This is a genomic window from Stappia albiluteola (assembly GCF_014050225.1).
GTDB lineage: Bacteria > Pseudomonadota > Alphaproteobacteria > Rhizobiales > Stappiaceae > Hongsoonwoonella > Hongsoonwoonella albiluteola.
The window spans coordinates 56,973-80,488 of the sequence record NZ_JACFXV010000066.1 but is presented as its reverse complement, the minus strand read 5'-3'; the positions used below and the strand labels follow the sequence as shown (position 1 = coordinate 80,488).

The window sequence follows — 23,516 nt, the reverse complement described above, 5'->3', positions numbered from 1 at the left end:
GCCCTGTGATACGGGGCCGGCCCGCATCCGCCTTTTATCGCCTGAGCATGCCGGTGACCAGGATCAGCCGGGCGCAGGCGGAGACGACGCAGATTGCCGCGAACGCCCAGGCGATCGCGGCAAAGCTTTCCGAAAAGACGCACATGGCCAGGAACACGGCGATCGTCTCGGCGCCTTCCGCCAGTCCGCCCAGATAGTAGAGCGACTTCGCGCCCTGGATGTCGGTCTTCATCCCGCGCTTTTCCGCCATGACGGCAAAGCCGAGGAAGGTCGCGCCGTTCATGTAGAAGGCAAGCAGCAGCGCTGCGGCGGCATAGCCGTTGGCTGCCGGATCGTGGATCGCGAAGGCGAAGGGCACCGCGCCGTAGAAGAAGAAATCCAGCACGATATCGAGATAGCCGCCAAGGTCGGTTTTCTGCGTCGCCCGCGCCACCGCGCCGTCAAGCCCGTCGGCCAGCCGGTTGAGGACGATCAGAAGCGCGGCGAAAGCCATCGCGCCGAAGGCAATTGCCGCCGCCGCCGCAACTCCGCACATGAACCCGGCGACTGTAATCTGGTCGGCGGTGATACCGGCTGCGGCAACCCGGCGCCCCATCGTGTCCAGGGGCGGGTCGATCACCCTGCGAAGTGCTGCGTCGAACATGTGGCGTGATCATCCATCCTGCTGTTTCGATGCTCTTGGCCGAATTCTCCGCGCTTGGCAAATCACGCAACGGGAAGTGTGGCAGCATGAGCAATTGACCATACTTGCGGCCAATGCCAAGGCGTGATCTATCCTGCCGGCAAGGGAGAAGGGCTATTCCGCCACCATTCGGCCCGGCCGGAAGCGGCGGCCCTCTCGCGGTGCCGGCCTTGACCCTGGTCGCGAGGCTCCTGCTGTGCCTGACCGGTACGATTGAAAGATGCAGTTACAGTTAAATTGGAAAAACTGACAATATAACCGGGCATCGATTTGCCAAGTTCGGTGAAAAAACGCGCAAAAGGCGAAAGAGAAGTTTGCGTACTGTGCCGAGATGGCGCAGCTTTGGATTGTACCAAATTTGGAATAAGTAGTCATGACGGCGATCGCGGTTGTAGCGTCCGCGGCCCGGATTGATCCACTGAAGGGTGGGGTTACGCATGTACAGGGCCGTCACGCGCAATATCCAGGTAACCGTCGTGCCGCACTACATGGCGGAAGAATCCGACCCGGACGACGACCATTTTTTCTGGGCCTATTCGGTCGAGATCGTCAATCTGGGCAAGGAAGCGGTACAGCTGAGAAGTCGCTACTGGAAGATCACCGACGCTTTCGGCCGGGTCAACGAAGTGCGTGGCATAGGCGTGGTGGGCGAGGAACCGCTGATCGCGCCGGGTGAACGCTACGAATATACGTCCGGATGCCCGCTGACCACGACGTCCGGCATCATGTCCGGTTCCTACCAGATGCAGGCGCCCAACGGGGAAATCTTCCACGTGGCCATTCCTGCCTTCTCGCTCGACAAACCGGGTACTCCCCGGGTTCTCAACTGAGATAGTCTTAAAAATTACCTAAGATAAGTCTCAATACGGATAGTGTTCGTGCCCATCTATGTTTGATATGAGGGCAATTACGAATTGAATTTTGTGTATTTGTTTTGTTATTAAATATTATCCGGACTTAAAATAAGTCTCGCCGGAGCTTTCTGGCAGTTTTACCGGAAAATATAAAAAATGCGGATCTTGAGTTGGAAAACTCAAGCAACGCAATGGGTCACTGCGTGTTTTCAAGCGGTGCGGCCTTGCAAATGGCCGTTCGTGAATTGTTGTCTTCGGTTCGGTTTGAGGAATTCGTCATGATGATGTCCGGGATGGATTCTGAAAAGGGCGTCGGCCTGCCGGACCGCTATCCTGCCGGAGGATTGCTCGCGAGCAGCCGAAACACGGGTGCCTCGTCCACCCTGGTGCCGGCGTTGCCTTGTGGCCTCGCTTCGCAGGCTGCCTGTCCGGCATGGTCGGCGGACGGGCGGCAGCCGTGGGGGCGCCGCCAGGGATGCCTTGCGGCTTATCAATGGCCCGGATCGAACGGAGTAACCCTTGCCGGCGAGACGATCCTCGATGCCTTGCCGGCGATGGTCGCCACCTGCGGACGAAATGGCGCAATTCTTTCGGCAAACGCCGCATTCGCCGATTTTCACGGCAGCAGACGCGACGCCCTGACCGGCCTGTGCCTGGCCGAGGTGGTCGGCGCGAACCTGTTCGAGCGTCTGTCTTTCTCTTTTCGCGAAGCCCTTTCCGGCCGTGCCTCGCGCGACATCCTTCGGGCTGTCCTGAAGGATGGGCGCGAAGCCCTCCTTGATATTGCACTGGAGCCCCTGACAACCACAAAAGGCAAAATCGCTGGCGTGATCTACTATGCTGTTGATGCAGGCGAGAGGCGGGAGGCGGATACCCGTCTCCCGCTTCGTCGGGCCGATGAACTGACCGGCGTGCTCGGCCGCCAGGCATTTCTGGAACTTCTTGCGCAGACGGTTGCGGCGAAGGGCGATACCTGTGCGCTGCTGGTCGTCAATCTCGACAATTTCCGGCTCGTCAACGACCTTGCCGGCCACGCGGCGGGCGATAGCCTGTTGCGGCATGTAGCCGGTTTGCTGAAGTCCTTCGAAAGGGACGGCCTTGCGGTTGCCGGGCGGCTTGGCGGCGATGAATTCGCCGTGCTGATGGCCGGAGCCGCGGCCGATGGCGCGTTGGCGGCCGGCCGGCGGATCGTGGAGGGCCTTCAGGCCTCGCGTTTCGTCTGGGACGAAGAAAGCTATGGCGTCAGCTGCAGGGTCGGGATCTTTTTGCTCGACGAGAGCGAGCCTGTCGCCGGACCGTCGCCGGCTGACGATTTCCTGCGCCGGGCCGATCAGGCCTGCCGCGTCGCCAAACAGGCGGGTGGAGGCCGGGTCGTCGTCTATCGCTCCGACAATGCGGCGATGGAGGCCTGCCACGAGGATCTCGGCAACCTGCATGCCATCCAGGACGCGCTGGAAGGGGATCGCCTGCGCCTCTTCGTCATGCCGATCGAGGCGATCGACGGCAGCGGTCGGCTCCATCACGAGGTTCTGCTGCGTGTTGCCTCCTGCGACGGCGACATGCTCGCGCCCGCGCCGCTCATCCAGGCGGCCGAACGCTACGGCCTGATGCCCAAGGTCGATCGCTGGGTGATCTGCAACGTGCTGCGCCGTCTCCAGACCGCGCACGATGCCGCGGAGCCGGCCAGGCGTCTGACCGTCAACCTTTCCGGCCAGTCGATCGGAGATGCGGACTTCAAGGACTATCTCATCGCCAGGCTCGACGCCGTCCCGCATCTCGCGCGCCATCTATCCTTCGAGATCACGGAAACGGCGGCGGTTCGCTGCATGGACACGGCGCAGGCGCTCCTGAAAGCACTGCGGGAGCGCGGCTGCGGCGTCATCCTCGACGATTTCGGCACCGGCCTGTCCTCCTTCGCCTATCTGAAACAGTTCAAGATCGACTGCATGAAGATCGACGGCGCAATCATCGGCGACATCGTTCGCGACGAAGTGCAGCGGACCATCGTTGCCGGCATCGTCGCGGTCGCCAGGAAGCTCGGCATCGAGGTGATCGCCGAATTCGTCGAAGATGGCGAGACGCTGGCCATGCTGCGCCATCTCGGCGTGACCCATGCACAGGGGTATTTTATCGGCAGGCCGGTCGAATGGGCAGAGGCCGCGCGCGCCGGCGCCGCCGAATGCGACGTGCTGGTCGGGTAGGGCGGTCCACCCCACCCTCCGCCGTCATCCCCGACTTGACCGTGGATCCAGTAAACGGCTGATTTAGCTGTTAAATCTCAAGCATCGGCGTTTACTGGATGCCCACCTTCGTGGGCATGACAGAGTGCTGAGCAGTCCTTGCCCCACACTCAGGTGTCATCCCCGCGCAGGCGGGGAACCAGTAAACGCATGCGTTGGCGGCTAAATCTCAAGCATCGGCGTTTACTGGATGACCGGTCGAACCGGGCATGAAAGAGTATGTGGGCGTTGGTGCAAGCAAGCACGACAGAGTGGGTAGCCTCTCAGCCTTAACCCCTCGGTTCGTCATACGCGGGCTCGACCCGCGTATCCATGCGGCGCCGGCACATTTCGTCGTCGTCCGTTGGATCGCGGGGGCATTTCCAGGTACTGGGCCCGGCGAAGACGAGGGGAGAGGCGGCACGTCCTCCGACGATTGAGTGTGGGACAAGCGCTTGCCCCACACTCCAGCGTCATCCCGGCCCGCAGCCATCCTGATACAAACGCAACACACAGGGACCCAGACATCATCCGCGCCCGTGCGGCGTCCAAACGTCAGAAAGGCCTGCGCGTTCGTGCGTATCGTTCTTTTGCCGGGCGTCCCGAAGCCTCAGGCCTTGCGGTAGCGAGCCTGGGCGGAGCGCTCGATTGCCGCGATCGTCAGCTTGTCGAGATCGAACCGATCGCGCAGGATCTGCAGCAGGCGCAGTTCCTCCTGGTTGACGTTGAGGTCGGCTGCGGCGATTTCCACGGCCAGCGCATAGGCCGTGTCGCGATATTTGGCCGGAATGCTGCGAGTAACCAGATCGAGGACGACGTTCAGCCCGTCCTTTTCCTGCAGCAGCTCACCGCAGGTCTGTGCCACCGTCACCAGCCGCTCGCCGTCGAAGTCCCGGAAAACCGGCAGCGTCTTCACCACGTCGCCCATGGAAAAGAGCTCGCGGTCCGTCATGCTGTTGTCGGCGGCCGAGGTGATGACCATCACATAGATCAGCGCTTCCTGAAGGGGGATCTGGTCGCTCATCGTCTTGCTAAACCCTTCGTTCTCAATGTTCCGCCTTCGACAGGTAGGCCCGTGGCCGTTTCTACGCAAGGCGTCTTTTGCCCGTGATGGTCCATGCGTCGGGAAAGAGGGGGCCGCGGCACGCGGAAAGATTGACGCGAGGCGTGTACTTTTCTAGGTTCCGCGCGCTCCCAGGCGCTTTAATAATGCCGAACGGGCAAATATCCGACGCGCCACGCGCAAGCCTGCCTGGCGAACCTGTCTCTTCTTGCGGAAACCTCGAAAAAATGAGCGAAGCCTCCCTGCCTGTCCTTGACCTGTCGCCCTCCTTCGTCGAGGCGGCCAGGGCTTCCAAAGCCTGGCCCTTCGAAGAGGCGCGCAAACTGGTCAAACGGGTGGAGAAGCGCGGCGGCGGCCGGCCGGTGCTGTTCGAGACCGGTTACGGACCCTCGGGGCTGCCGCATATCGGCACGTTCGGCGAGGTGGCGCGCACCACGATGGTGCGCACGGCCTTCCGCCTGCTGACCGAAGACAAGGTGCCGACCCGGCTGCTTTGCTTTTCCGACGACATGGACGGCATGCGCAAGATTCCCGACAACGTGCCGGACAAGTCGTTCCTGGAGCCGCATCTGCACAAGCCGCTGACCTCGGTGCCGAACCCGTTCGGCGGCGACTATGCGAGCTTCGCCGATCACAACAACGCCATGCTGCGGCGCTTCCTCGACACGTTCGGCTTCGACTACGAATTCGCCAGCGCGACCGAGTATTACAAGTCCGGCAAGTTCGACGCGATCCTGCAGCGCGTCGCCGAGCGCTACAACGCCATCATGGACATCATGCTGCCGACGCTGGGTGAGGAGCGCCGCGCCACCTATTCGCCGTTCCTGCCGATTTCGGCCAAGACCGGCCGCGTGCTCTACGTGCCGATGAAGCATGTCGACGCGGCGGCGGGCACCATCACCTTCATCGACGAGGACGGCGAGGAGATCACCCAGGGCATCACCGGGGGCCAGGTGAAGCTGCAGTGGAAGCCGGATTTCGGCGCGCGCTGGGCGGCGCTCGACGTCGATTTCGAGATGTTCGGCAAGGATCACGGGCCGAACATGCCGATCTACGACCGCATCTGTTCGGCGCTGGGCGGCACTCCGCCTGAGCACTACGTCTACGAACTCTTCCTCGACGAGAAGGGCGAGAAGATCTCCAAGTCCAAGGGCAATGGCCTGACCATCGACGAGTGGCTGACCTACGCCCCGACCGAAAGCCTGGAACTCTACATGTTCCAGAAGCCGCGTACCGCCAAGAAGCTCTATTTCGATGTCATCCCGAAGGCGGTGGACGAGTATTTCACCTTCCTCGGCAAGTTTTCGGGCATGCCGGTCGAGCAGAAGCTCGCCAATCCGGTCTGGCATATCCATTCCGGCAACCCGCCGGCGATCGACATGCCGGTGCCCTTCGCCCTGCTGCTGAACCTCGTCTCCGCCTCGAACGCGGAAAACAAGGATGTGCTGTGGGCCTTCATCTCCCGCTATTCGCCGGGAGTGACGCCGGCCACCCATCCCAAGCTCGATGAACTCGTCGGCTACGCGATCCGCTACTTCGACGATTTCGTGAAGCCGACCAAGAGCTTCCGCGAACCGGACGAGACCGAGCGGCAGGCGCTCGAGGCGCTCGATGCCAAGCTTGCCTCGCTGCCGCAGGGCGCGAGCGGCGAGGAGATCCAGGATGCCGTGCTCGACGTGGCGCGCGCGATCGAGCGCTACCAGGATCACGCGAAGAAAAGCCCGGACGGCGGTCCGGGCGTTTCGGTCGCCTGGTTCGCGGCGCTCTACCAGCTTCTGCTGGGGCAGGAGCGGGGACCGCGCTTCGGCTCCTTTGTTGCGCTTTACGGCATTGCCGAGACGCGGGCGCTCATCGCAAGGGCGCTGGCGCACTGAAAGCGCCGAAAGCCGCGGGTCGCTCGCTGCGGGGAACGGCCGCGGCCGCCTGGTCTTCCACCGGCGGCGGCAGTCCTTCGTCCGCCCGGCCTTCTGCTTGGGATAACCCTTCGTCCGCCTCGACGGCCCTGCCGTCGTCGGGCGTGATCTCGATGTCTTCAAGCAGGATATTGGGCGAGGGAAGGGAGGGCGTATCCGCGCTTCCTGCGATGGGAACGGGGCCTTCGAGCTGCCAGAGGCCCTTGCGTGCGGCCTCCGCCTTTTCCTGTGCCTCGCGATAGGCGGCGGGAGCGGCTTCGGCAGCCCGCGCCCAGCCCTGGCCCAGCATCCACAGCGCCAGATCCGTTGCCCCCTTCTCACAATGCGCCACCACCTCGTCGCTCTCCGTCTCGGCAATGTCTCCGCAGCGGATCGCGTTGCGCAGCACAAGGGAGCGCAGCGCGGTGCGGGCGCGCATGCCGCAGGGCCATTTGCCGCCGAGCCGCGAGGAGCATTCCTCGTTGAGCTCCGGCCCCTCGAGATGGGCAAGCCGGATCGTCGTCTTCTTCACGCGCAGCGTGCGGGCGTCCAGCACCAGCGGCAGGCGAAATTCCAGAACCTCAGGAAGTTTTTCCTTCTCCGGCTCCTTCGGCTTTTCGCGGGCCACCCGCTTCAGGGGAGCATGGACGGGGGGATGGGGCAGGATGCCCGTCGGCGTCACGTCGCGCAGCGTGTCGGGGTGGATCGGCGGGGCGGCTATCAGCGGCGCCTGCACGGTGGCATCCGAGGCGTTTTGCCGGCCGTCGTCGGGCGAGGGCATCAGGCTAAGTCCGCCAAGGCCCGCAAGGCCCGCCAGCGCCACGAAAGCCCAGCTCCGCCATCCCATCTGAGCCTCCCGTCAGGGTGTGATCAGGATATTGCCAGCATCGATTCCGGCTCAGTGTAACGGCGCCTCGACGTCAAGGCTACTGGCTTGCCCACACGATGCGGGCCACCCATTCGATCTCCTTCATCTCGAACAGGCGGACGGGATGGGCCGGATTGAGCGAGTGCAGTTCGATGTTCTTCGCCGTCTGGCGATGCAGCACCTTGGCCATCACCTCGCCCTCCAGCGTACGCACCACGACGCGATCGCCGCGCCGTATGGCCGCGCCCGGCGAGACGATCAGGATGTCGCCGTCCCGGTAAAGGGGCTGCATGGAATCGCCGCTGACTTCCAGCGCGTAGACATTTTCGCCATGCGCAACGGGGAAGGAGATCTCGTCCCAGCCCGTGCCGGCCGGAAAGCCGCCGTCGTCGAAATATCCGCCGGCGCCCGCCTGCGCGAGGCCGAGCAGCGGCACGGTCCGTGCCAGCGAAGCCGTCCGCCCGAAAGCGGCCATTTCGCCCTGGTTGACCAGCACGGCCAGCTCGGTCAGGTCGGCGCCGGTTGCCTCCAGAACCTTGGCGAGCGATTCCGTCGACGGCCAGCGCGGTCGCCCGTCACCTGCCACCCGCTTGGAGGGATTGAATGTCGTGGGGTCCAGTCCCGCGCGCCGGGCGAGGCCGGAAGGCGTGAGACCGTTGCGGCGGGCGAGGGTGTCGATGGCGGACCACACCTTGTCATGCGAAAGCATTGGATCGCTCCTTTGCGAAGCGCAGCCCGGCGGAGGTCCGGGCCTTGGCACAGAGACCTTGCAGAACCCGTGCGGGCATTGCAGGAGGCTTGAGGAATTTATCCCTTTATGTTGTTGATCACGGTTTAGGGTCAGGACCCATTAATTTGGCTGAAATGGTCGGAGCGGATTTGTGCGGATACGAGGAGCAAGCCCACAGGAAGGCTAAAGCCTTGCAAGGGTTTGCGACAAAGTAGTCCGTGCGGATCCGCCCGATCCAAAGGACGATCGAGCTGACTTCGACCTGCCGCGTCAAAGCCCTCGACCGGGGGAATAGCCCCGCTCTTCGAGCTTTTCCTTCCATCTCTCGTCATCTCGAACGCCATTCCAGTCAAATTAATGAGTCCTGACCCTATATTCCTGTTTTGTTCCAGTGACTAGCCTTTATCCGCTGCGTCATTTCCCTGTCGGCCGTTTTCCGCAGCCATCGTGGAGGGCAGGTGGTTTCCCCGCGCGGGAAAGCGCATTAAAAGCCTCGCAAGCGAAGCGGAAGGCTGCCGATGACCCTGATTTACAAGATCGTTCCGAAGGCCCTGTGGCGGGAAGCCGAAGCGAAGGGACGTTTCGACGGCGCGCCCGTCGATCATGCGGATGGTTTCATTCATTTCTCCGACGGCACCCAGGTGAGGGAGACCGCTGCCAGGCATTTCAGGGGCCAGGGCGATCTCCTTCTCGTCGCGGTCGAGGCGGAAAGGCTGGGCGATGCGCTGAAGTGGGAAGTGTCGCGCGGCGGCGCGCTGTTCCCGCATCTCTATGCGCCGCTCGACCCGGCAGGCGCGTCCTTCGTCGTCGAATTGCCGCTCGGCGCCGATGGCGGCCATCGCTTCCCGGAGGATCTGGCATGATCAGCGGTCTTGTCGGCGGGCTGGCCCGCAGCGCCCTGTTTTCTCTGGATCCGGAGACCGCGCACGGTCTGACGATCAAGGCGCTGGCGAGCGGCCTCATGCCGGGCTGCGCGCCCGGTGGCGACGGGCGGCTTGCCGTGAACCTTTTCGATCTCACCTTCCCCAATCCGCTTGGCATGGCGGCCGGCTTCGACAAGAACGGCGAGGTGCCGGATGCGGTGCTGAAGCTCGGTTTCGGCTTCACCGAGGCGGGAACCGTGACGCCGCTGGCGCAGGCCGGCAACCCGAAGCCGCGCGTCTTCCGCCTTGTCGAGGACCACGGCGTGATCAACCGCTACGGCTTCAACAACGAAGGCCATGCGGCGATGTATGAGCGGCTTGCCGCGCGCCGTCATCGCGGCGGCATCGTCGGCGTCAATGTCGGCGCCAACAAGGATGCGTCCGACCGCATTGCCGACTATGTCGCGGGGGTCGAGCGTTTCGCCGATCTCGCCTCCTATTTCACCGTCAACGTGTCCTCGCCCAACACGCCGGGCCTGCGGGACCTGCAGGCGCGCGAGGCTCTGGCCGAGCTGCTGGCCCGCTCGCTCGCCGCGCGCGATGCGGCTGTCCAGAGGGTGGGGCGCAAGGTGCCGGTCCTGCTGAAGATCGCCCCCGACATCGATGCCGCTTCGCAGGAAGAGATCGCGGAAGAGGTGCTTTCCTCGGGCGTCGACGGCCTCATCGTCTCCAACACCACGATCGTCCGCGACGGGCTGAGAGATCAGGCGACCGCGAAACAGGCCGGCGGACTTTCCGGGCGGCCGCTCTTTCGCAAGTCGACCATCGTGCTTGCCCGCATGCGCAAGCTGGTCGGGCCCGATCTGCCGATCATCGGCGTCGGCGGCATCGACAGCCCCGAATCCGCCTGGACGAAGATTGCCGCCGGAGCCACGCTGATCCAGCTTTATACCGGCCTCGTCTACGAAGGTCCGGGCCTGGTGGCGCGCATCCTGAAGCATCTTTCGCGGCAGCTCGATGCGCATGGCCTGAAAAGCATTTCCGAGGCAAGCGGCGTCAATCGCGACGCCTGGGCCCGACTTGGGGAGGAAGCGGAATGAGCGTCTTGATGTGGCACAACCCTCGCTGCTCCAAGTCGCGCCAGACGCTGGCGCTGCTTGAGGAGAAGGGCGAGAAGGTGCGGGTGCGCGACTACCTGTCGGACGCGCCGAACGAGGCGGAGATCCGCTCGGCGCTTCTCGCGCTCGGCTTCGACGACCCGCGCAAGCTGATGCGCACGGGCGAGGCGCTTTACAGGGAAATGAAGCTTGCCGAGGTCATCAACCCGGACATTCTCGTTGCCGCCATGGCCGCCAATCCAATCCTGATCGAGCGGCCCGTGGTGTTCGCCGGCAGCAGGGCCGCGCTCGGGCGGCCGCCCGAAGCCGTGCTGGACATCATCTGAAGGTCGCTTAGCGGCCGGATGAGGCGGCTCACTTGAGAGGAAAAAACGAAAAAGGCGCGGGACAAGGCCCCGCGCCTTGACTCATTTTCTGAACTGCCGCGTATCAGACGCCGCAAAGCGCCGGCAGCTCGTTCAGCGACTTCAGCCGGTAGTCGGGGTCGAGGCCCCAGTGCTCCATGCGCATGCGCAGCAGCTTGAACATGGTGGTCGGGCCGACGACGTCGAGGCCGGCGACCTCGTCGCGCAGGGCCTGCGCGGTCACGCGCTCGATCCATGCCACCTTGAGGCCGAAATTCTTGGCGCCACAGGCGTCGAAGGCGTTGGAGGAGACGAACAGCACTTCCTCCGGCTTGACGCCGAACTTTTCCTCGATCAGGCCGTAGGTCTTGCGGTTCGGCTTGAAGATTTCCACCGCGTCGATGCTGATCCAGGCGTCGAGATGCTGGTCGAGGCCGGTGTTCTTCACCAGCGCGTCGAGCATCCCCTGGCTGCCGTTCGACAGGATCGCGCGCTTCAGGCTGGAAAGGCCCTGCAGCGAGGAGATCGTGTCGGAATAGGGATCGAGATGACGGTACTTGTCCATGATCGTCTCGAACACTGCCTTGTCATAGGCGACGCCGAGGCAGTCGAGCGTATAGGCAAGCGATTCCTGCGAGATCGACCAGAAGTCGCGGAAAGCGCCCATCTGCGAGCGCAGCCAGGAATATTCCAGCTGCTTCAGCCGCCAGACCTGGGTGATCAGCTCGCCCTTGCCGGGGAACATTTCCTCGGTCACCGAGGAGAGCGACTGAACGTCGTAGAGAGTGCCGTAGGCATCGAAAACGACGGCTTTCACGGTCATGGTACGTGTCCTGTTGTTCAGATTGAAAGTGAGGCGAAGCTCGCCACGAAGATCGCGGTGAAGACGATGGCGCACCAGGCGCGGGTGCTCGTCCAGCCGGTCGCTTCGCGGATGCCGTCGGCGGCGATGACAAGGCTCGCCGCCACGCCGGCAAGGGCGATCAGTGCGGCGGCCGGGCGTGCCGGTCCTTCGGAAGTGAGATAAAAGCCGGCTGCCGGCGCTCCTGCCCACAGCCCCACGGAGGCGGTGGACAGAAGCGCAAGCAGCCGGATGAAGGCGATCCGTGCGCGAAGCACCCGGATCATCGCCCAGGTTACGGCGGCAAGGCCGAACCACAGGGCGACCGTTTGCGAGACCCCGCCGACTGCGACCAGGAAGAAAGCCTGGGCCGGAGAAACGTCGAGAGCCTCGATTTCGCCGGCGCGGCCGAAATACACTCCGGTGCTCCAGAGGATTCCGGTCAGGGGAATACCGAGGGCCGTAAGCCCCCGGTACTGCGCCAGCTTGTTTGCCGTTACCAAGGCTGCAGGCCCCAGATCAGGACGGGTACCCACAGCGCGCTGAGGATCAGCAGCCACTGCACGCCGTTGTAGCGCTCGCGCGTGACGGTGGCCCAGCCGTGCATTTGCTCCACCAGTTCCTGGGCGCGGGACAGTTCGCCGCTCGCCTTTTCGCCGAACAGGTTCTCGGCAACCAGCGAGCCGAGGATCGTGACGATGAAGCCGACCGGCACGGTGATCAGCGCCACCGAATAGCCGAGCTTGGCGATCAGTCCGTTGCCCACCGAGAAGTCGGGGAACACGTAGGGCGACAGGCAGATGTAGAGAGCGCCGGAGACGGCACTGCCCAGGATCGCGCCCCACAGGTTGATGCGGGTCGACCACACGCCCAGCACCACCATCGGCGTCACGGCCGTGGCGCACAGGCCGAAGGCCCAGAAGATGCTGGTGATGAGGAAGGCTGGCGGGTCGAGCGAGACGAGCAGCGACACGACGCCGGTGCCGGCCAGCGCGATATAGCCCCAGCGCAGCTTCTTCACGTCCGGCATGTCCGGCTTGAAGCTGCCGACAATGTCGTGGCCGACGATGGTGGCGACGCCGATCATCAGTCCGGCGATGGTCGACACGCCGGCCGCCAGCACGCCCGCGATCACGAAGGCGCTGACCCATTCCGGATTGTAGGCGAGGTTCAGCAGCAGCGTCGTCTTGTCGGCGGCTTCCGGCGTCAGCGTCTCGCCGATCAGGGCGAAGTGATAGACGCCGGCGAAGCCCATGGCATAGGTGCCAAGGAACATCAGGCCGACCCAGAGGCAGAACCAAGGCACGACGCGGCGCGCGGCCTTGATGCTGGAGGACGTTAGCACGCGCTGGGCAAGCTGGGGCAGGCCGAGCGTGCCGAGCGTGAGCGCCACGAACAGCGCCATGTAGAAGCGCGGCTCGAACTTCAGGTCGAAGAAGGTCGGGATCCGCTCCAGCAGCGCATCGGTCATGTCGCCATAGCCGAGCGGCGGGAACCAGTAGCCGGAAACGCCCATCTGCTTGAGGATCGCGGCCAGCGGCACCAGCAGGGCGATCATCATGATCACCATCTGGATGGCGTCGTTATAGGTCGCGCCCTTCATGCCGCCGATGGTGATGTAGCCGGTGATCACCAACGCCGAGATGATCAGCGAGGGCAGGTAGGGCAGGCCCAGCAGCACCTCGAACACTTTGGCGATGCCGATGAACTGGCCGACCATGTACATGAGCATGATCAGCAGCATCCAGCCGGCGGCCAGGTAGCCGGCCGTGCGGCCGTAGCGCAGCTGCACGAAATGCACCGACGTATAGACCCCGACGCGCCACAGCGAGGCGCCGTAGAGCAGGACGAGCAGCGGTACGCTGAGGATCAGCTGCACCCACATGTAGACGAAGGGCAGGTGGAGCTGCTGGATCAGGGCGACGACGCCCAAGAAGGTTGCCACGCTCATCCAGGTGGAGGCGGCGGCGAGCGAGTTCACCATCGGGCCGACCGACCGGCCGGCGACGTAAAGGTCGGCGGAGGTGTGGGTCTGCTTGTTGGAGATCAGCGCGACGATGTAATACATGGCGAAGACGGCAAGGCTGATGCCCATGCCGAGCCAGATATTTTGGATTTGCCAGTCCGCTTCGGTCATCAGCGCGCTCCTTCCCTGGCGAGGGCGGCGGCGTTCGGCATTTCGGCGTCACCCGTGCGGGGCGCCTTGCCGTTTTCCATCTCGATCTCGTCTTCCAGATTGTCCGCGTAGCGGTTCCACAGGATGGAGACCACCATCACGCCGGCGGAGCCGAGGACGATCGCGAGGAAATAGTGAATGGGAAAGCCGAGCACTCGGACGGAGTTGTCGACCCCGGTATAGATGGCGATGAGGCCGGTATGCGCCAGCACCAGATAGAGGGCGCCGAAGACCAGCGTCGATCGCCACTCCTTCCTGTAGGCATTCATGACATGTCGCTCCCTGGACGGTTTTGTCGATGGGGCCACCTTTGCGGTGTGTTTTGTGCTGCAAGGCCGACGCTCGTGCGATGCCGGTTGTCCGGAATCGTCCCCCGTCGCGGGCTCTCGCAATGTTGAACGAGAATTCAGGAAATTTCGTGAATGTCAATTCAAGATTAATCGACGTTAGCATATTGGAGGATGCGAGGTGCCGGTCTATTGGCGCTTTCGGGTATATTCCGCGGTTTCCCGCACTTGCCGGGCGGGGCGGATCGAACTAACGTTACAATTCATATGTGTTCAAATGATCTGAGCAGACAGGATACGCGCGGTCCATGGCTCGACATCGTGAGTTTGACGAGGAAGTGGCGCTTGCCGGCGCTCTGAACGTGTTCTGGAAGCGGGGTTATACCGCAGCCAGCATGCAGGAGCTTTGCGAGGCGATGGGCCTCAATCCCGGCAGCGTCTATGCCGCCTATGGCAGCAAGCACGACCTCTTCCTGCTGGCCATGCGCCGGTATATCTCGGACGTTACCCGCGAGGGCATCGGCCGGATCGAGAAGAGCGCGTCCGGCATTGGCGGCATCCGCGCCTATTTCGATTACCTGATCGACGGCATCGTCGCCGGCCGGCGGCAATGGGGCTGCCTCGGCACCAATGCCTTCATGGAGCTTGGCGAGCGGGACGACCTCGTCCAGCAGATCATGGCGGAGCATTTCCTGCGGCTTGAGGATGCCTTCCGCCGCGCGCTGGAGCGCGATCCGGGCCTGGTCCATCTCGGGCAGAAGCCGGTGGATCTCGCCCGCTACCTCGTCTGCGTCGCGCAGGGCCTCAACGTCATTGCCCGCACATCGCCGGATCGCGCCCGGCTTGAGGGCATCGTTTCAGCCGCTTTGTCCGCCTGCCGCGAGCCCGTGGCGGCGTAGGTCCTTCAGCAACCCTAAGCAGCCGCACACTCCGTCATCCCGGGCGAGTGAGGCGAAGCCGAACGATGAGCCGGGAACCGGAAATCTTTGCGGGCGTGGCCCGCTCCCTAATCATTTCAAGACGCGCATTGCGCGAGCGATGTCTGGATTCCGGCTCTCGCGATGCGCATGCGCGCCTGCGGTCCGGGATGACACGGGAGTCTGGGTTGGGCGTTTACCGCATACTCTGTCATGCCCGGCTTGACCGGGCATCCAGTAGCCGCCAACGCCGGAGATTTAGCCACTGAGGCAGGTGTCTACTGGATCCCCGTCTTTACGGGGATGACATCAGAGTTTAGGGCAGGCGCCAGCCTCACTCCTCAACCGTCGGATGACGCACTGCCTCTCCCCTCGTCTTCGCCGGGCCCAGACCCGGCGATCCAAGGGCGGTGGTACACGATGCAGGCGCCGCTTGGATACGCGGGTCAAGCCCGCGTATGACGAGCCGAGGGGTTGCGGCAGAGAGGCGGCAGCATGCCCTGCCATGCCTGCGCAGCCGCACATCCTGTTGCGGACCAATGGGCCCACAATCTCTGTCATGCCCCGGCTCGACCGGGCATCCAGTAGCCGCCAGCTCCTGAAATTTGGCCGCTGAGACAGGTGTTTACTGGATCCCCGTCTTTGCGGGGATGACACCGGAGTGTGGGCAACTCCATGCCTGACCGCCGGCCTTCGACGAGACCCACTTCCTCTCCGCTCGTCATCGCCGGGCCCAGACCCGGCGATCCATGAAGCTCTGCGGCAAGCGGTGCTGCCGCTTGGATACGCGGGTCAAGCCCGCGTATGACGAGCCGAGGGGCTACGGCAGAGAGGTAACCGCATACTCCGCCGTTATACCGGGCGAGTGAGGCGCAGCCGAGCGATGACCCGGGATGACGGGAGTACGTGGCAAGCGGTCTGCCACAATCTCTGTCATGCCCGGCCCGACCGGGCATCCAGTAACCACGGTGGCCGGAGATTCAGCCACCAACGCATGCGTTTACTGGATCCCCGTCTTCACGGGGATGACATCAGAGTGTGGGGCGGGGGGCTGCATCTAATTCTGCTGCGCAACGGACGCACTGCCTCTCCCCTCGTCTTCGTCGGGCCCAGACCCGGCGATCCATCGGGCGACGGCGAAACGTGCTGGCACCGTGTGGATACGCGGATCGAGCCCGCGGATGACGAGCCGAGGGGTTACGGCAAAGAGGCGACCGCACTCTCCGCCGTCATCCCGGGCGAGTGAGGCGTAGCCGAACGATGAGCCGGGATCCGGAAATCTTTGCGGGCGAAAGCCCGCTCTCACGCCTGATTCAATACGCGCTCGCCACGTCGCCGAGCTCCACATAGACCGACTTGACCTGGCTGTAGTGTTCGATCGCCGCATGGCCGTTCTCGCGGCCGATGCCGGAATGCTTGTATCCGCCGAAGGGCATTTCGATCGGCGTCAGGTTGTAGGTGTTGATCCAGCAGGTGCCGGCGTGGAGCTTCGCCACCACCCGGTGACCCCTGGCAAGGTCGCGGGTGAAGACGCCGGCGGCGAGGCCGAACTCGGTGGCGTTGGCGCGGGCCACCGCTTCGTCTTCCGTGTCGAAGTCGATCACGCACATGACCGGGCCGAAGATCTCCTCGCGGGCGATGCGCATGTGGTCGGCGACGTCGGCGAACACCGTCGGCTGCACGAAATAGCCCTCGGGCAGGCTTGCGACCTCGGCCGGCCCGCCGCCGCAGACGAGCCGCGCGCCCTCGTTGCGGCCCAGCTGCATATAGGCCAGCACCTTGTCCATCTGCGCCCTGGAGACGAGAGGGCCGATATGCGTTTCCTCGTCCAGCGGATCGCCGAGCCTTGCCTTCGCGGTGCGTTCCGCGAGCCGCCTGAGGAAGGCTTCCTTGATGCCCTTCTGCACGAAGACGCGGGTGCCGTTCGAGCAGATCTGGCCGGTGGAGTAGAAATTGGCGTTGATGGCTGCCGAGACGGCGTTCTCCACATCCGCGTCGTCGAAGACGATCAGCGGCGACTTGCCGCCGAGCTCCAGCGTCACGTGCTTCAGCGTTTTCGCAGCCAGCTCCGCCACCTTGACGCCGGTCGGCACGGAGCCGGTCAGCGATACCTTCGCCACTTCCGGATGCGAGACGAGATGCGCGCCGGTGTCGCCATAGCCCTGCACGACGTTGAAGACGCCGGCCGGAAGCCCGGCTTCGGTAAGCGCTTCGGCAAGCCTGAGTGCTGAAAGCGGCGTCAGTTCCGAGGGCTTGAAGACGACCGCGTTGCCGCAGGCGAGCGCCGGAGCCGCCTTCCAGCAGGCGATCTGGATCGGGTAGTTCCAGGCGCCGATCGCCGCGACGACGCCGAGCGGCTCGCGCCGCGTATAGGCGAAGGAGCCGCCGAGATCGATATGCTCGCCCGTCAGCGTGCGCGTCAGCCCGCCGAAATAGTCGAGGCAGTCGGCACCCGAGGCCGCATCGGCGACCAGCGTCTCCTGCAACGGCTTGCCGGTGTCGAGCGTTTCCAGTTCCGAAAGCTCGCGGTTCCTGGCGCGCAGGATGTCGGCGGCCCGTCTGAGCACCGCGCCGCGTTCGGCCGGCGGCGTCGCGGCCCAGACCCTGAAGCCGTCGCGCGCGGCCGCCACCGCCGCGTTCACCGTCCTGTGGCTGGCCGCGTTGAGCCGCGCAATCACCTCGCCGGTCGCCGGATAGCGGCTCTCGATCGCCGCACCCTCCGGGTCGTCCACATAGGCGCCGTTGATGTAATGGGATGCGGTCGGCTGCGCGCGCATGGGTAATTTCCTCGTCCTGCCGGTGGCCCTGACCGGCTTATTGTAATCAGCGTTGGGCTGTCTGCCAGTGCGGATGGATCCAGGCTTCCTGGTTGGAAGGCGGCAGCGGATCGCGGCCCAGGATGTGGTCGGCCATCTTCTCGCCGACCATGATCGACGGCGCGTTGAGATTGCCGTTGGTGATCTGCGGGAAGACCGAGCTGTCGGCAACCCGCAATCCGTCGACGCCGATCACCCGGCCTTCCGGATCGACCACGGCATAGGGGTCGTCGGCCGCGCCCATCCGGCAGGTGCCGCAGGGGTGGAAGGCGCTTTCGGCATGCTCGCGGATGAAGTCGTCGAGCGCCTCGTCGCTTTGCACCGCTTCGCCGGGCTGGATCTCTTGGCCACGGAAGGGCGCGAAGGCGGGTTGCGCGAAGATCTCCCGCGTCAGGCGGATCGCGGTGCGGAACTCCGTCCAGTCGTCTGGGTGCGACATGTAGTTGAAGCGGATCGAGGGCGGCGCCTTCGGATCGGGCGAGGTCAGCGCCACACGGCCGCGCGACTTGGAGCGCATCGGCCCGACATGCACCTGGAAACCGTGGCCCTCGGCCGCCGCCCTGCCGTCGTAGCGCACGGCGAAAGGCAGGAAGTGGTACTGGATGTCGGGATACCTGATCCCCGCGCGCGAGCGGATGAAGGCGCAGGTCTCGAAATGGTTCGAGGCGCCGAGCCCGGTGCCCCGCAACAGCCACTGCAGCCCGATCAGCCCCTTGGAAAACACGTTCCAGTGCTTGTAGAGCGTGATCGGCTGGGTGCAGGCCTGCTGGATATAGAGTTCCAGGTGGTCCTGCAGGTTGGCGCCCACGCCCGGCCGGTCGGCGACGACGGCAATGCCGAGCGCCTGCAGGTCGGCTGCCCTGCCGATGCCGGACTGCAGCAGGATGCGCGGCGAGTTGATGGAGGAGGCGGCGATCACCACCTCCCGTTCCGCGCGCACCGTCTCGATGCGGCCGCCGCGCTCGTATTCCACGCCGATCGCCCGCCTGCCGTCGAACAGCACCTTGCGCACCAGCGCGCCGGTGACGAGGTCGACATTGCCGCGTTTCAAGGCCGGCTTCAGATAGGCGTTGGCGGCCGACCAGCGCCGGCCCTTCCACACCGTCATCTCCATCTCGGCGAAGCCTTCCTGCTTCAGACCGTTATAGTCGGCGGTGGTCTCGTAGCCGGCCTGCCGGCCGGCCTCGATGAAGGCTTCGTAGAGCGGGTTCCACTTGGCGCCGCGCGTCACGTGCAGCGGGCCGTCCGTGCCGCGCAGGCCCGGTTCGCTGTCATGACCCGGATGGTGGCTCGTCTCCATGCGGCGATAGTAGGGCAGCACATGGGCATAGTCCCAGCCGCGCGCGCCCATCTCCGCCCAGGTGTCGAAGTCGCAGGCATGGCCGCGCACATAGACCATGCCGTTGATGGAGGACGACCCGCCGATCACCTTGCCGCGCGGCGTGGCGAGCCGCCGTCCGTTCAGGTTCGGCTCGGGATCGCTGGCAAAGCCCCAGTCGTAGCGCGACATGTTCATGGGGTAACTGAGCGCGGCCGGCATCTGGATGAAGGGGCCGGCATCCGTGCCGCCGAATTCCAGCACCAGCACCCGGTTGGCCGGGTCCTCGGAAAGCCGGTAGGCCAGCGCGCAGCCGGCCGAGCCGGCGCCGACGATGATGTAGGTCGCTTTACGCATGCCGGTCGCGCCCGCCCGCCACGATCTGCCGCTCCACGTAATCCTCGACCATGCGGACCGCCGAGCGCGGCTGCGGCGGTCCCTCGCTGAAGACGCGCTGCAGCCACAGCCCGTCGATCATCGCCGCCGTGCCTTCCGCGGCGCGGCGCGCCTCCTCGCGGCCCATCAGCAGGGCGAAGTCGTGGGCGAGGTTGGAGACGAGGCGGCGGTGGTAGATGCGCAGGAGCCGGCGCGTTTCCGGCTCCACCCGTGCCTGCAGGTAGAAGGCAAGCCAGGCCGAGATCAGCGCCGGCTGGAACTGGCCCGGGCCGAAGCTTGCCGCGATCGTCGCGGAAATGCGCTCGCGGGCCGTTTCGGCCTTCGCCATCTGGGCGCGCAGGTCGCGGGAAAGGTCGGCCAGCAGGGCGCGCATGGTCGCGTTCAAAAGCCCCGCCTTGGAGCCGAAATAGTGATGGGCAAGCCCGCCCGAGACGCCGGCGCGGCGGGCGATCTCGGCCATGGTCGCATCCGGAAAGCCGCGCGCGTGGATTGTTTCCACAGTCGCGTCGATCAGCGCCTTGCGGCGGTGAGCCTCCATTCCAATGCGCGGCATCGCAAACTCCACGGTCCACCCGGCAAACCCAAGCAATAGCAGATTTAATTTTGATTGATCGTTCAATCAATAAAAAAACCGGTTTTTGGGGCGGATTTGCCAAAGTGAGTGAAAGGTGGTTTGATAGCGCCGGATCGCTCCGCTGGGATTGCATCGCGGCATAAACATGCAACGCGACGCAGGGAAGCGGCGAGCCGGCAGGAAAATCTACAGCCGAAACAATCGGCGAAGAGGGGAATTACTGGCTGAGAATTGCCCTTCACCGGGGCTTGCACGAATTTGCAGGAGGATTTGCCTATGAGGACTATGATTTCCGGTCTTAAGGCCGGCATGAGCACGCTTGCGCCCGCGCTAGCGCTCGCCCTGGTTGTCAATGCCGGGGCGCTTGGCGGGGCGGCGACTGCCGCCGAGCCGGAAGCCTGCAAGACGGTCCGCTTCTCCGATGTCGGCTGGACCGACATCACGGCGACGACGGCGGCGACCTCCGTGGTTCTCGAGGCGCTCGGCTACGACACCGACATCAAGATCCTCTCGGTCCCGGTCACCTACGCATCGCTGAAGAACAAGGACATCGACGTCTTCCTCGGCAACTGGATGCCGACCATGGAGGCCGATATCGCGCCCTATCGCGAGGACGGTTCGGTGGAGACGGTGCGCGAGAACCTGGAAGGCGCCAAATACACGCTCGCCGTGCCCAAATACACCTATGACAAGGGGCTGAAGTCCTTTGCCGACATCGCCAAGTTCAAGGGCGATCTCGACGGCAAGATCTACGGCATCGAGCCGGGCAACGACGGCAACCGGCTGATCATCGACATGATCGACCAGGACACCTTCGGCCTGAAGGGCTTCGAGGTGGTGGAAAGCTCGGAGCAGGGCATGCTGGCCCAGGTGGCGCGCGCCACCAAGCGCAAGGAGGACATCGTCTTCCTCGGCTGGGAGCCGCATCCGATGAACGCCAATTTCGAGATGGCCTATCTTGAAGGCGGCGACGACATCTTCGGCCCGAATTACGGCGGCGCGACGGTCTATACCAACGTGCGCAAGGGCTATGCCGAAGAGTGCCCGAATGTCGGCAAGCTCCTGAAGAACCTCAAGTTCACGCTCTCCATGGAAAACGAGATCATGGGCGCGATCCTCAATGACGGAGAGGAGCCGGCCAAGGCCGCGGCCGCATGGCTCAAGGAGCAGCCGGCGACGTTCGAAGGCTGGCTGGAAGGCGTGACCACCTTCGACGGCGGCGATTCCTTCGCCGCGGTGAAGCAGTCGCTCGGTCTTTGAGGACCTGAAATCCGCCGCGCCGGGACGGTCTCCGGCGCGGCATTTCCCGCAGACGATTTCCTTTCAAGAAAATGAGGCAAGCCGTTGGAATGGCTGACTGACCACAAGCTGCCGATCGGCCCCTCGGCCAAGGCGCTTGTCGACTGGCTCACCGACAACGCGACATGGTTCTTCGACGGCATCTCCATGGTGCTGGAGACGATGATCTCGGGGATCCTCTGGCTATTGCAGACGCCGCATCCCCTCGTCATCGTGGCGCTGGCCACCGGCCTTGCCTATTTCGTTCACCGCACCGTCGGCTTCGCGCTCTTCGTGCTGGCGAGCCTGCTGCTCATCATCAACCAGGGTTACTGGGAAGAGACGACCGAGACGCTCGCCCTGGTCGTCGGAGCCTCGGCGGTCTGCATGGCGGTCGGCGTGCCGCTCGGGGTGGCCGCCGCGCACCGGCCGAAGCTCTATGCCGCCATGCGGCCGGTGCTCGACCTGATGCAGACGATCCCCACCTTCGTCTATCTCATTCCAGCACTCATCCTTTTCGGCCTCGGCATGGTGCCGGGCCTGATCGCGACGGTGATCTTCGCCATTCCCGCGCCGATCCGCCTGACCCAGCTTGGCGTTTCCTCCACGCCCACCCAGCTCATCGAGGCGGGCGAGGCCTTCGGCGCGACGAAGCGCCAGCTTCTGTGGAAGGTCGAGCTGCCCTATGCCATGCCGCAGATCATGGCCGGCCTCACGCAGACCATCATGTTGTCGCTGTCCATGGTGGTGATTGCCGCCCTCGTCGGCGCCGACGGGCTCGGCGTGCCGACGCTTCGCGCGCTCAATACGGTCAACATCGCCAGGGGCTTCGAGGTCGGCGTGGCGATCGTGCTGATCGCCATCGTGCTCGACCGCTTCTTCCGGGTGCGCGAAAACGGGGGGAGCCGATGAACTCGCAGGCGGGCACGGGAGACGCCATCGTCTCCTTCAGGAATGTCGATATCGTCTTCGGCGGCAAGCCGCGCTCGGCATTGCCGCTGATCGACGCCGGCCGCACGCGGGCGGAGATCCAGGCCGAGACCGGCCAGATCCTCGGCGTCGCCGGCGCCACTTTCGATATCCGCGAGGGCGAGGTGATCGTGCTGATGGGCCTTTCGGGCTCCGGCAAGTCGACGCTGCTTCGCGCCGTCAACGGGCTCAACCGCGTCATTCGCGGCGAGGTCGAGGTGCGCGACGGCGAGGAATGGGTCAATCCCACCAGCTGCGCGCCGGAGCGGCTGCGCCGGTTGCGGCGCTCGCGCATCGCCATGGTCTTCCAGCAGTTCGCCCTGCTGCCCTGGCGCAGCGTGCGCGACAATGTCGGCTTCGGGCTCGAGCTTGCCGGCATGAAGGCGGCCGAGCGGGCCGAGAAGGTCGACCACCAGCTCGATCTCGTCGGCCTGTCCGACTGGGGCGGCAAGACGGTGCACGAGCTTTCCGGCGGCATGCAGCAGCGCGTGGGGCTTGCCCGCGCCTTCGCCACCGACGCGCCGATCCTTTTGATGGACGAGCCGTTTTCCGCGCTCGATCCGCTGATCCGCGACCGGCTGCAGGACGAGCTTCTCGCCCTGCAGGACAAGCTGAACAAGACGATCATCTTCGTCAGCCACGACCTCGACGAGGCGGCGAAGATCGGCTCGCGCATCGCCATCATGGAAGGCGGTCGCGTCATCCAACTCGGCACGCCGCAGGAGATCGTCCGGAAGCCCGCCACCCGGTATGTCGCCGATTTCGTCGCCCATATGAACCCCCTCAACGTGTTGCGCGCCCGCGATATCATGAAGCCGCTCAATGGCACCGGCTGTCCGGACAATGCTCCGCGCTGCCAGCCGCGTACGCCGGTGCGCGAGGTGATCGCCCTGCGGACCGCGGCAATCGGCGATGGCGGCGGCATGCCGGTTCTGGTGGAAGAGGCCGGCCGCCCCGTCGGCACCATCGGCGAGGCGGAAATTCTCGAATGCCTGCTTTGAGGTTGTTTGTCTCCGTCCGCCCCACACTCCGGTGTCATCCCCGTGAAAACGGGGATCCAGTAAACGCATGCGTTGGTGGCTGAATCTCCGGCGTTGGCGGCTACTGGATGCCCGGTCGAGCCGGGCATGACAGAGATTGTGGGCCCATTGGTCCGTAACAGGATGTGCGGCTGTGCAGGCATGGCAGGGCATGTGGCCGCCTCTCTGCCGTACCCCTCGGCTCGTCATACGCGGGCTTGACCCGCGTATCCAATCTGCGTCTCCCCTTGCCGCAGACTCTCCATGGATCGCCGGGTCTGGGCCCGGCGAA

20 protein-coding genes and 2 pseudogenes are annotated in these 23,516 nt (G+C 64.4%); 10 read left to right on the top strand and 12 right to left on the bottom strand.

What is annotated here, in order from left to right; translation table 11 throughout:
* Positions 1-34: 34 nt before the first annotated feature.
* Entirely contained in the window at positions 35-643 is a 609-nt protein-coding gene (locus H2509_RS18885) for a CDP-alcohol phosphatidyltransferase family protein (protein WP_182168023.1), read from the bottom strand.
* A 476-nt stretch (positions 644-1,119) separates the two neighbouring features.
* Between H2509_RS18885 and apaG the strand changes: the two genes are divergently transcribed.
* Together apaG and H2509_RS18875 are read left to right on the top strand one after the other, a co-directional pair.
* A complete protein-coding gene (apaG, locus tag H2509_RS18880) occupies positions 1,120-1,512 on the top strand; it encodes a Co2+/Mg2+ efflux protein ApaG (protein ID WP_182168022.1) in 393 nt (130 codons plus the stop codon).
* Positions 1,513-1,829: 317 nt separating this feature from the next.
* Entirely contained in the window at positions 1,830-3,737 is a 1,908-nt protein-coding gene (locus H2509_RS18875) for a putative bifunctional diguanylate cyclase/phosphodiesterase (protein WP_182168021.1), read from the top strand.
* 628 nt (positions 3,738-4,365) lie between these two features.
* Here H2509_RS18875 and H2509_RS18870 read toward each other — a convergent pair.
* Positions 4,366-4,779, bottom strand: a complete 414-nt coding sequence (locus H2509_RS18870; protein WP_182168020.1) for a tellurite resistance TerB family protein — start codon at positions 4,777-4,779, stop codon at positions 4,366-4,368.
* A gap of 266 nt (positions 4,780-5,045) precedes the next feature.
* On the opposite strand from H2509_RS18870, the gene H2509_RS18865 reads away from it, so the two are divergent.
* On the top strand, positions 5,046-6,692 hold the full coding sequence (locus H2509_RS18865; RefSeq protein WP_182168019.1) for a lysine--tRNA ligase: 1,647 nt from the start codon (positions 5,046-5,048) through the stop codon (positions 6,690-6,692).
* Here the strand turns inward: H2509_RS18865 and H2509_RS18860 are convergent.
* The 3 genes and pseudogenes from H2509_RS18860 to H2509_RS21285 all read right to left on the bottom strand — a co-directional run.
* Positions 6,667-7,557 (bottom strand): thermonuclease family protein, encoded by an 891-nt coding sequence (locus H2509_RS18860; protein ID WP_182168018.1) that lies wholly within the window; start codon positions 7,555-7,557, stop codon positions 6,667-6,669. The genes H2509_RS18865 and H2509_RS18860 overlap by 26 nt on opposite strands.
* A 79-nt stretch (positions 7,558-7,636) precedes the next feature.
* A pseudogene (locus tag H2509_RS21290) lies at positions 7,637-8,014 on the bottom strand (S24 family peptidase); the annotation flags it as partial.
* Positions 8,015-8,085: 71 nt separating this feature from the next.
* Positions 8,086-8,287: pseudogene (locus tag H2509_RS21285) on the bottom strand (helix-turn-helix transcriptional regulator); the annotation flags it as partial.
* A gap of 539 nt (positions 8,288-8,826) precedes the next feature.
* On the opposite strand from H2509_RS21285, the gene H2509_RS18850 reads away from it, so the two are divergent.
* The 3 genes from H2509_RS18850 to arsC are packed head-to-tail and all read left to right on the top strand — an operon-like array spanning position 8,827 to position 10,615.
* Complete coding sequence (locus H2509_RS18850; protein WP_182168016.1) at positions 8,827-9,171, top strand: DUF952 domain-containing protein; 345 nt, start codon at positions 8,827-8,829, stop codon at positions 9,169-9,171.
* A complete protein-coding gene (locus H2509_RS18845; protein WP_182168015.1) occupies positions 9,168-10,271 on the top strand; it encodes a quinone-dependent dihydroorotate dehydrogenase in 1,104 nt (367 codons plus the stop codon). Before H2509_RS18850 ends, H2509_RS18845 begins: the two co-directional genes overlap by 4 nt.
* Entirely contained in the window at positions 10,268-10,615 is a 348-nt protein-coding gene (arsC, locus tag H2509_RS18840; protein WP_182168014.1) for an arsenate reductase (glutaredoxin), read from the top strand. Before H2509_RS18845 ends, arsC begins: the two co-directional genes overlap by 4 nt.
* Positions 10,616-10,718: 103 nt before the next feature.
* Here the strand turns inward: arsC and H2509_RS18835 are convergent, their stop codons facing one another.
* The 4 genes from H2509_RS18835 to H2509_RS18820 are packed head-to-tail and all read right to left on the bottom strand — an operon-like array spanning position 10,719 to position 13,919.
* Entirely contained in the window at positions 10,719-11,456 is a 738-nt protein-coding gene (locus H2509_RS18835; RefSeq protein ID WP_182168013.1) for a haloacid dehalogenase type II, read from the bottom strand.
* Positions 11,457-11,473: 17 nt separating this feature from the next.
* Positions 11,474-11,977, bottom strand: a complete 504-nt coding sequence (locus H2509_RS18830) for a YIP1 family protein (protein ID WP_182168012.1) — start codon at positions 11,975-11,977, stop codon at positions 11,474-11,476.
* On the bottom strand, positions 11,971-13,611 hold the full coding sequence (locus H2509_RS18825) for a sodium:solute symporter family transporter (RefSeq protein ID WP_182168011.1): 1,641 nt from the start codon (positions 13,609-13,611) through the stop codon (positions 11,971-11,973). Before H2509_RS18825 ends, H2509_RS18830 begins: the two co-directional genes overlap by 7 nt.
* A complete protein-coding gene (locus tag H2509_RS18820) occupies positions 13,611-13,919 on the bottom strand; it encodes a hypothetical protein (protein ID WP_182168010.1) in 309 nt (102 codons plus the stop codon). The genes H2509_RS18825 and H2509_RS18820 overlap by 1 nt, the downstream gene beginning before the upstream one ends.
* A 326-nt stretch (positions 13,920-14,245) precedes the next feature.
* Here H2509_RS18820 and H2509_RS18815 point away from each other — a divergent pair, with 326 nt between their 5' ends.
* Complete coding sequence (locus H2509_RS18815; protein ID WP_182168009.1) at positions 14,246-14,836, top strand: TetR/AcrR family transcriptional regulator; 591 nt, start codon at positions 14,246-14,248, stop codon at positions 14,834-14,836.
* A gap of 1,331 nt (positions 14,837-16,167) precedes the next feature.
* Here H2509_RS18815 and betB read toward each other — a convergent pair.
* The 3 genes from betB to betI are packed head-to-tail and all read right to left on the bottom strand — an operon-like array spanning position 16,168 to position 19,937.
* Entirely contained in the window at positions 16,168-17,631 is a 1,464-nt protein-coding gene (betB, locus tag H2509_RS18810) for a betaine-aldehyde dehydrogenase (RefSeq protein ID WP_182168008.1), read from the bottom strand.
* A gap of 46 nt (positions 17,632-17,677) precedes the next feature.
* Positions 17,678-19,345: a choline dehydrogenase gene (gene betA / locus H2509_RS18805; RefSeq protein ID WP_182168007.1), complete on the bottom strand. Its 1,668-nt coding sequence runs from the start codon at positions 19,343-19,345 to the stop codon at positions 17,678-17,680.
* The gene (betI, locus tag H2509_RS18800; RefSeq protein ID WP_182168006.1) at positions 19,338-19,937 is read right to left on the bottom strand and encodes a transcriptional regulator BetI; all 600 of its coding nucleotides are present in this window, start codon (positions 19,935-19,937) and stop codon (positions 19,338-19,340) included. Before betI ends, betA begins: the two co-directional genes overlap by 8 nt.
* Before the next feature lie 330 nt (positions 19,938-20,267).
* Between betI and H2509_RS18795 the strand changes: the two genes are divergently transcribed.
* The 3 genes from H2509_RS18795 to choV all read left to right on the top strand — a co-directional run bounded on the left by H2509_RS18795 (position 20,268) and on the right by choV (position 23,206).
* Positions 20,268-21,218, top strand: coding sequence for a choline ABC transporter substrate-binding protein (locus H2509_RS18795; protein WP_182168136.1), 951 nt, complete (start codon positions 20,268-20,270; stop codon positions 21,216-21,218).
* Between the two features lie 84 nt (positions 21,219-21,302).
* Positions 21,303-22,148 carry a choline ABC transporter permease subunit gene (gene choW, locus H2509_RS18790; RefSeq protein WP_182168005.1) on the top strand — a complete coding sequence of 282 codons (846 nt, stop codon included), beginning with the start codon at positions 21,303-21,305 and terminating at the stop codon, positions 22,146-22,148.
* Positions 22,145-23,206, top strand: coding sequence for a choline ABC transporter ATP-binding protein (choV, locus tag H2509_RS18785; RefSeq protein ID WP_182168004.1), 1,062 nt, complete (start codon positions 22,145-22,147; stop codon positions 23,204-23,206). Before choW ends, choV begins: the two co-directional genes overlap by 4 nt.
* The last annotated feature ends 310 nt before the right edge of the window (positions 23,207-23,516 follow it).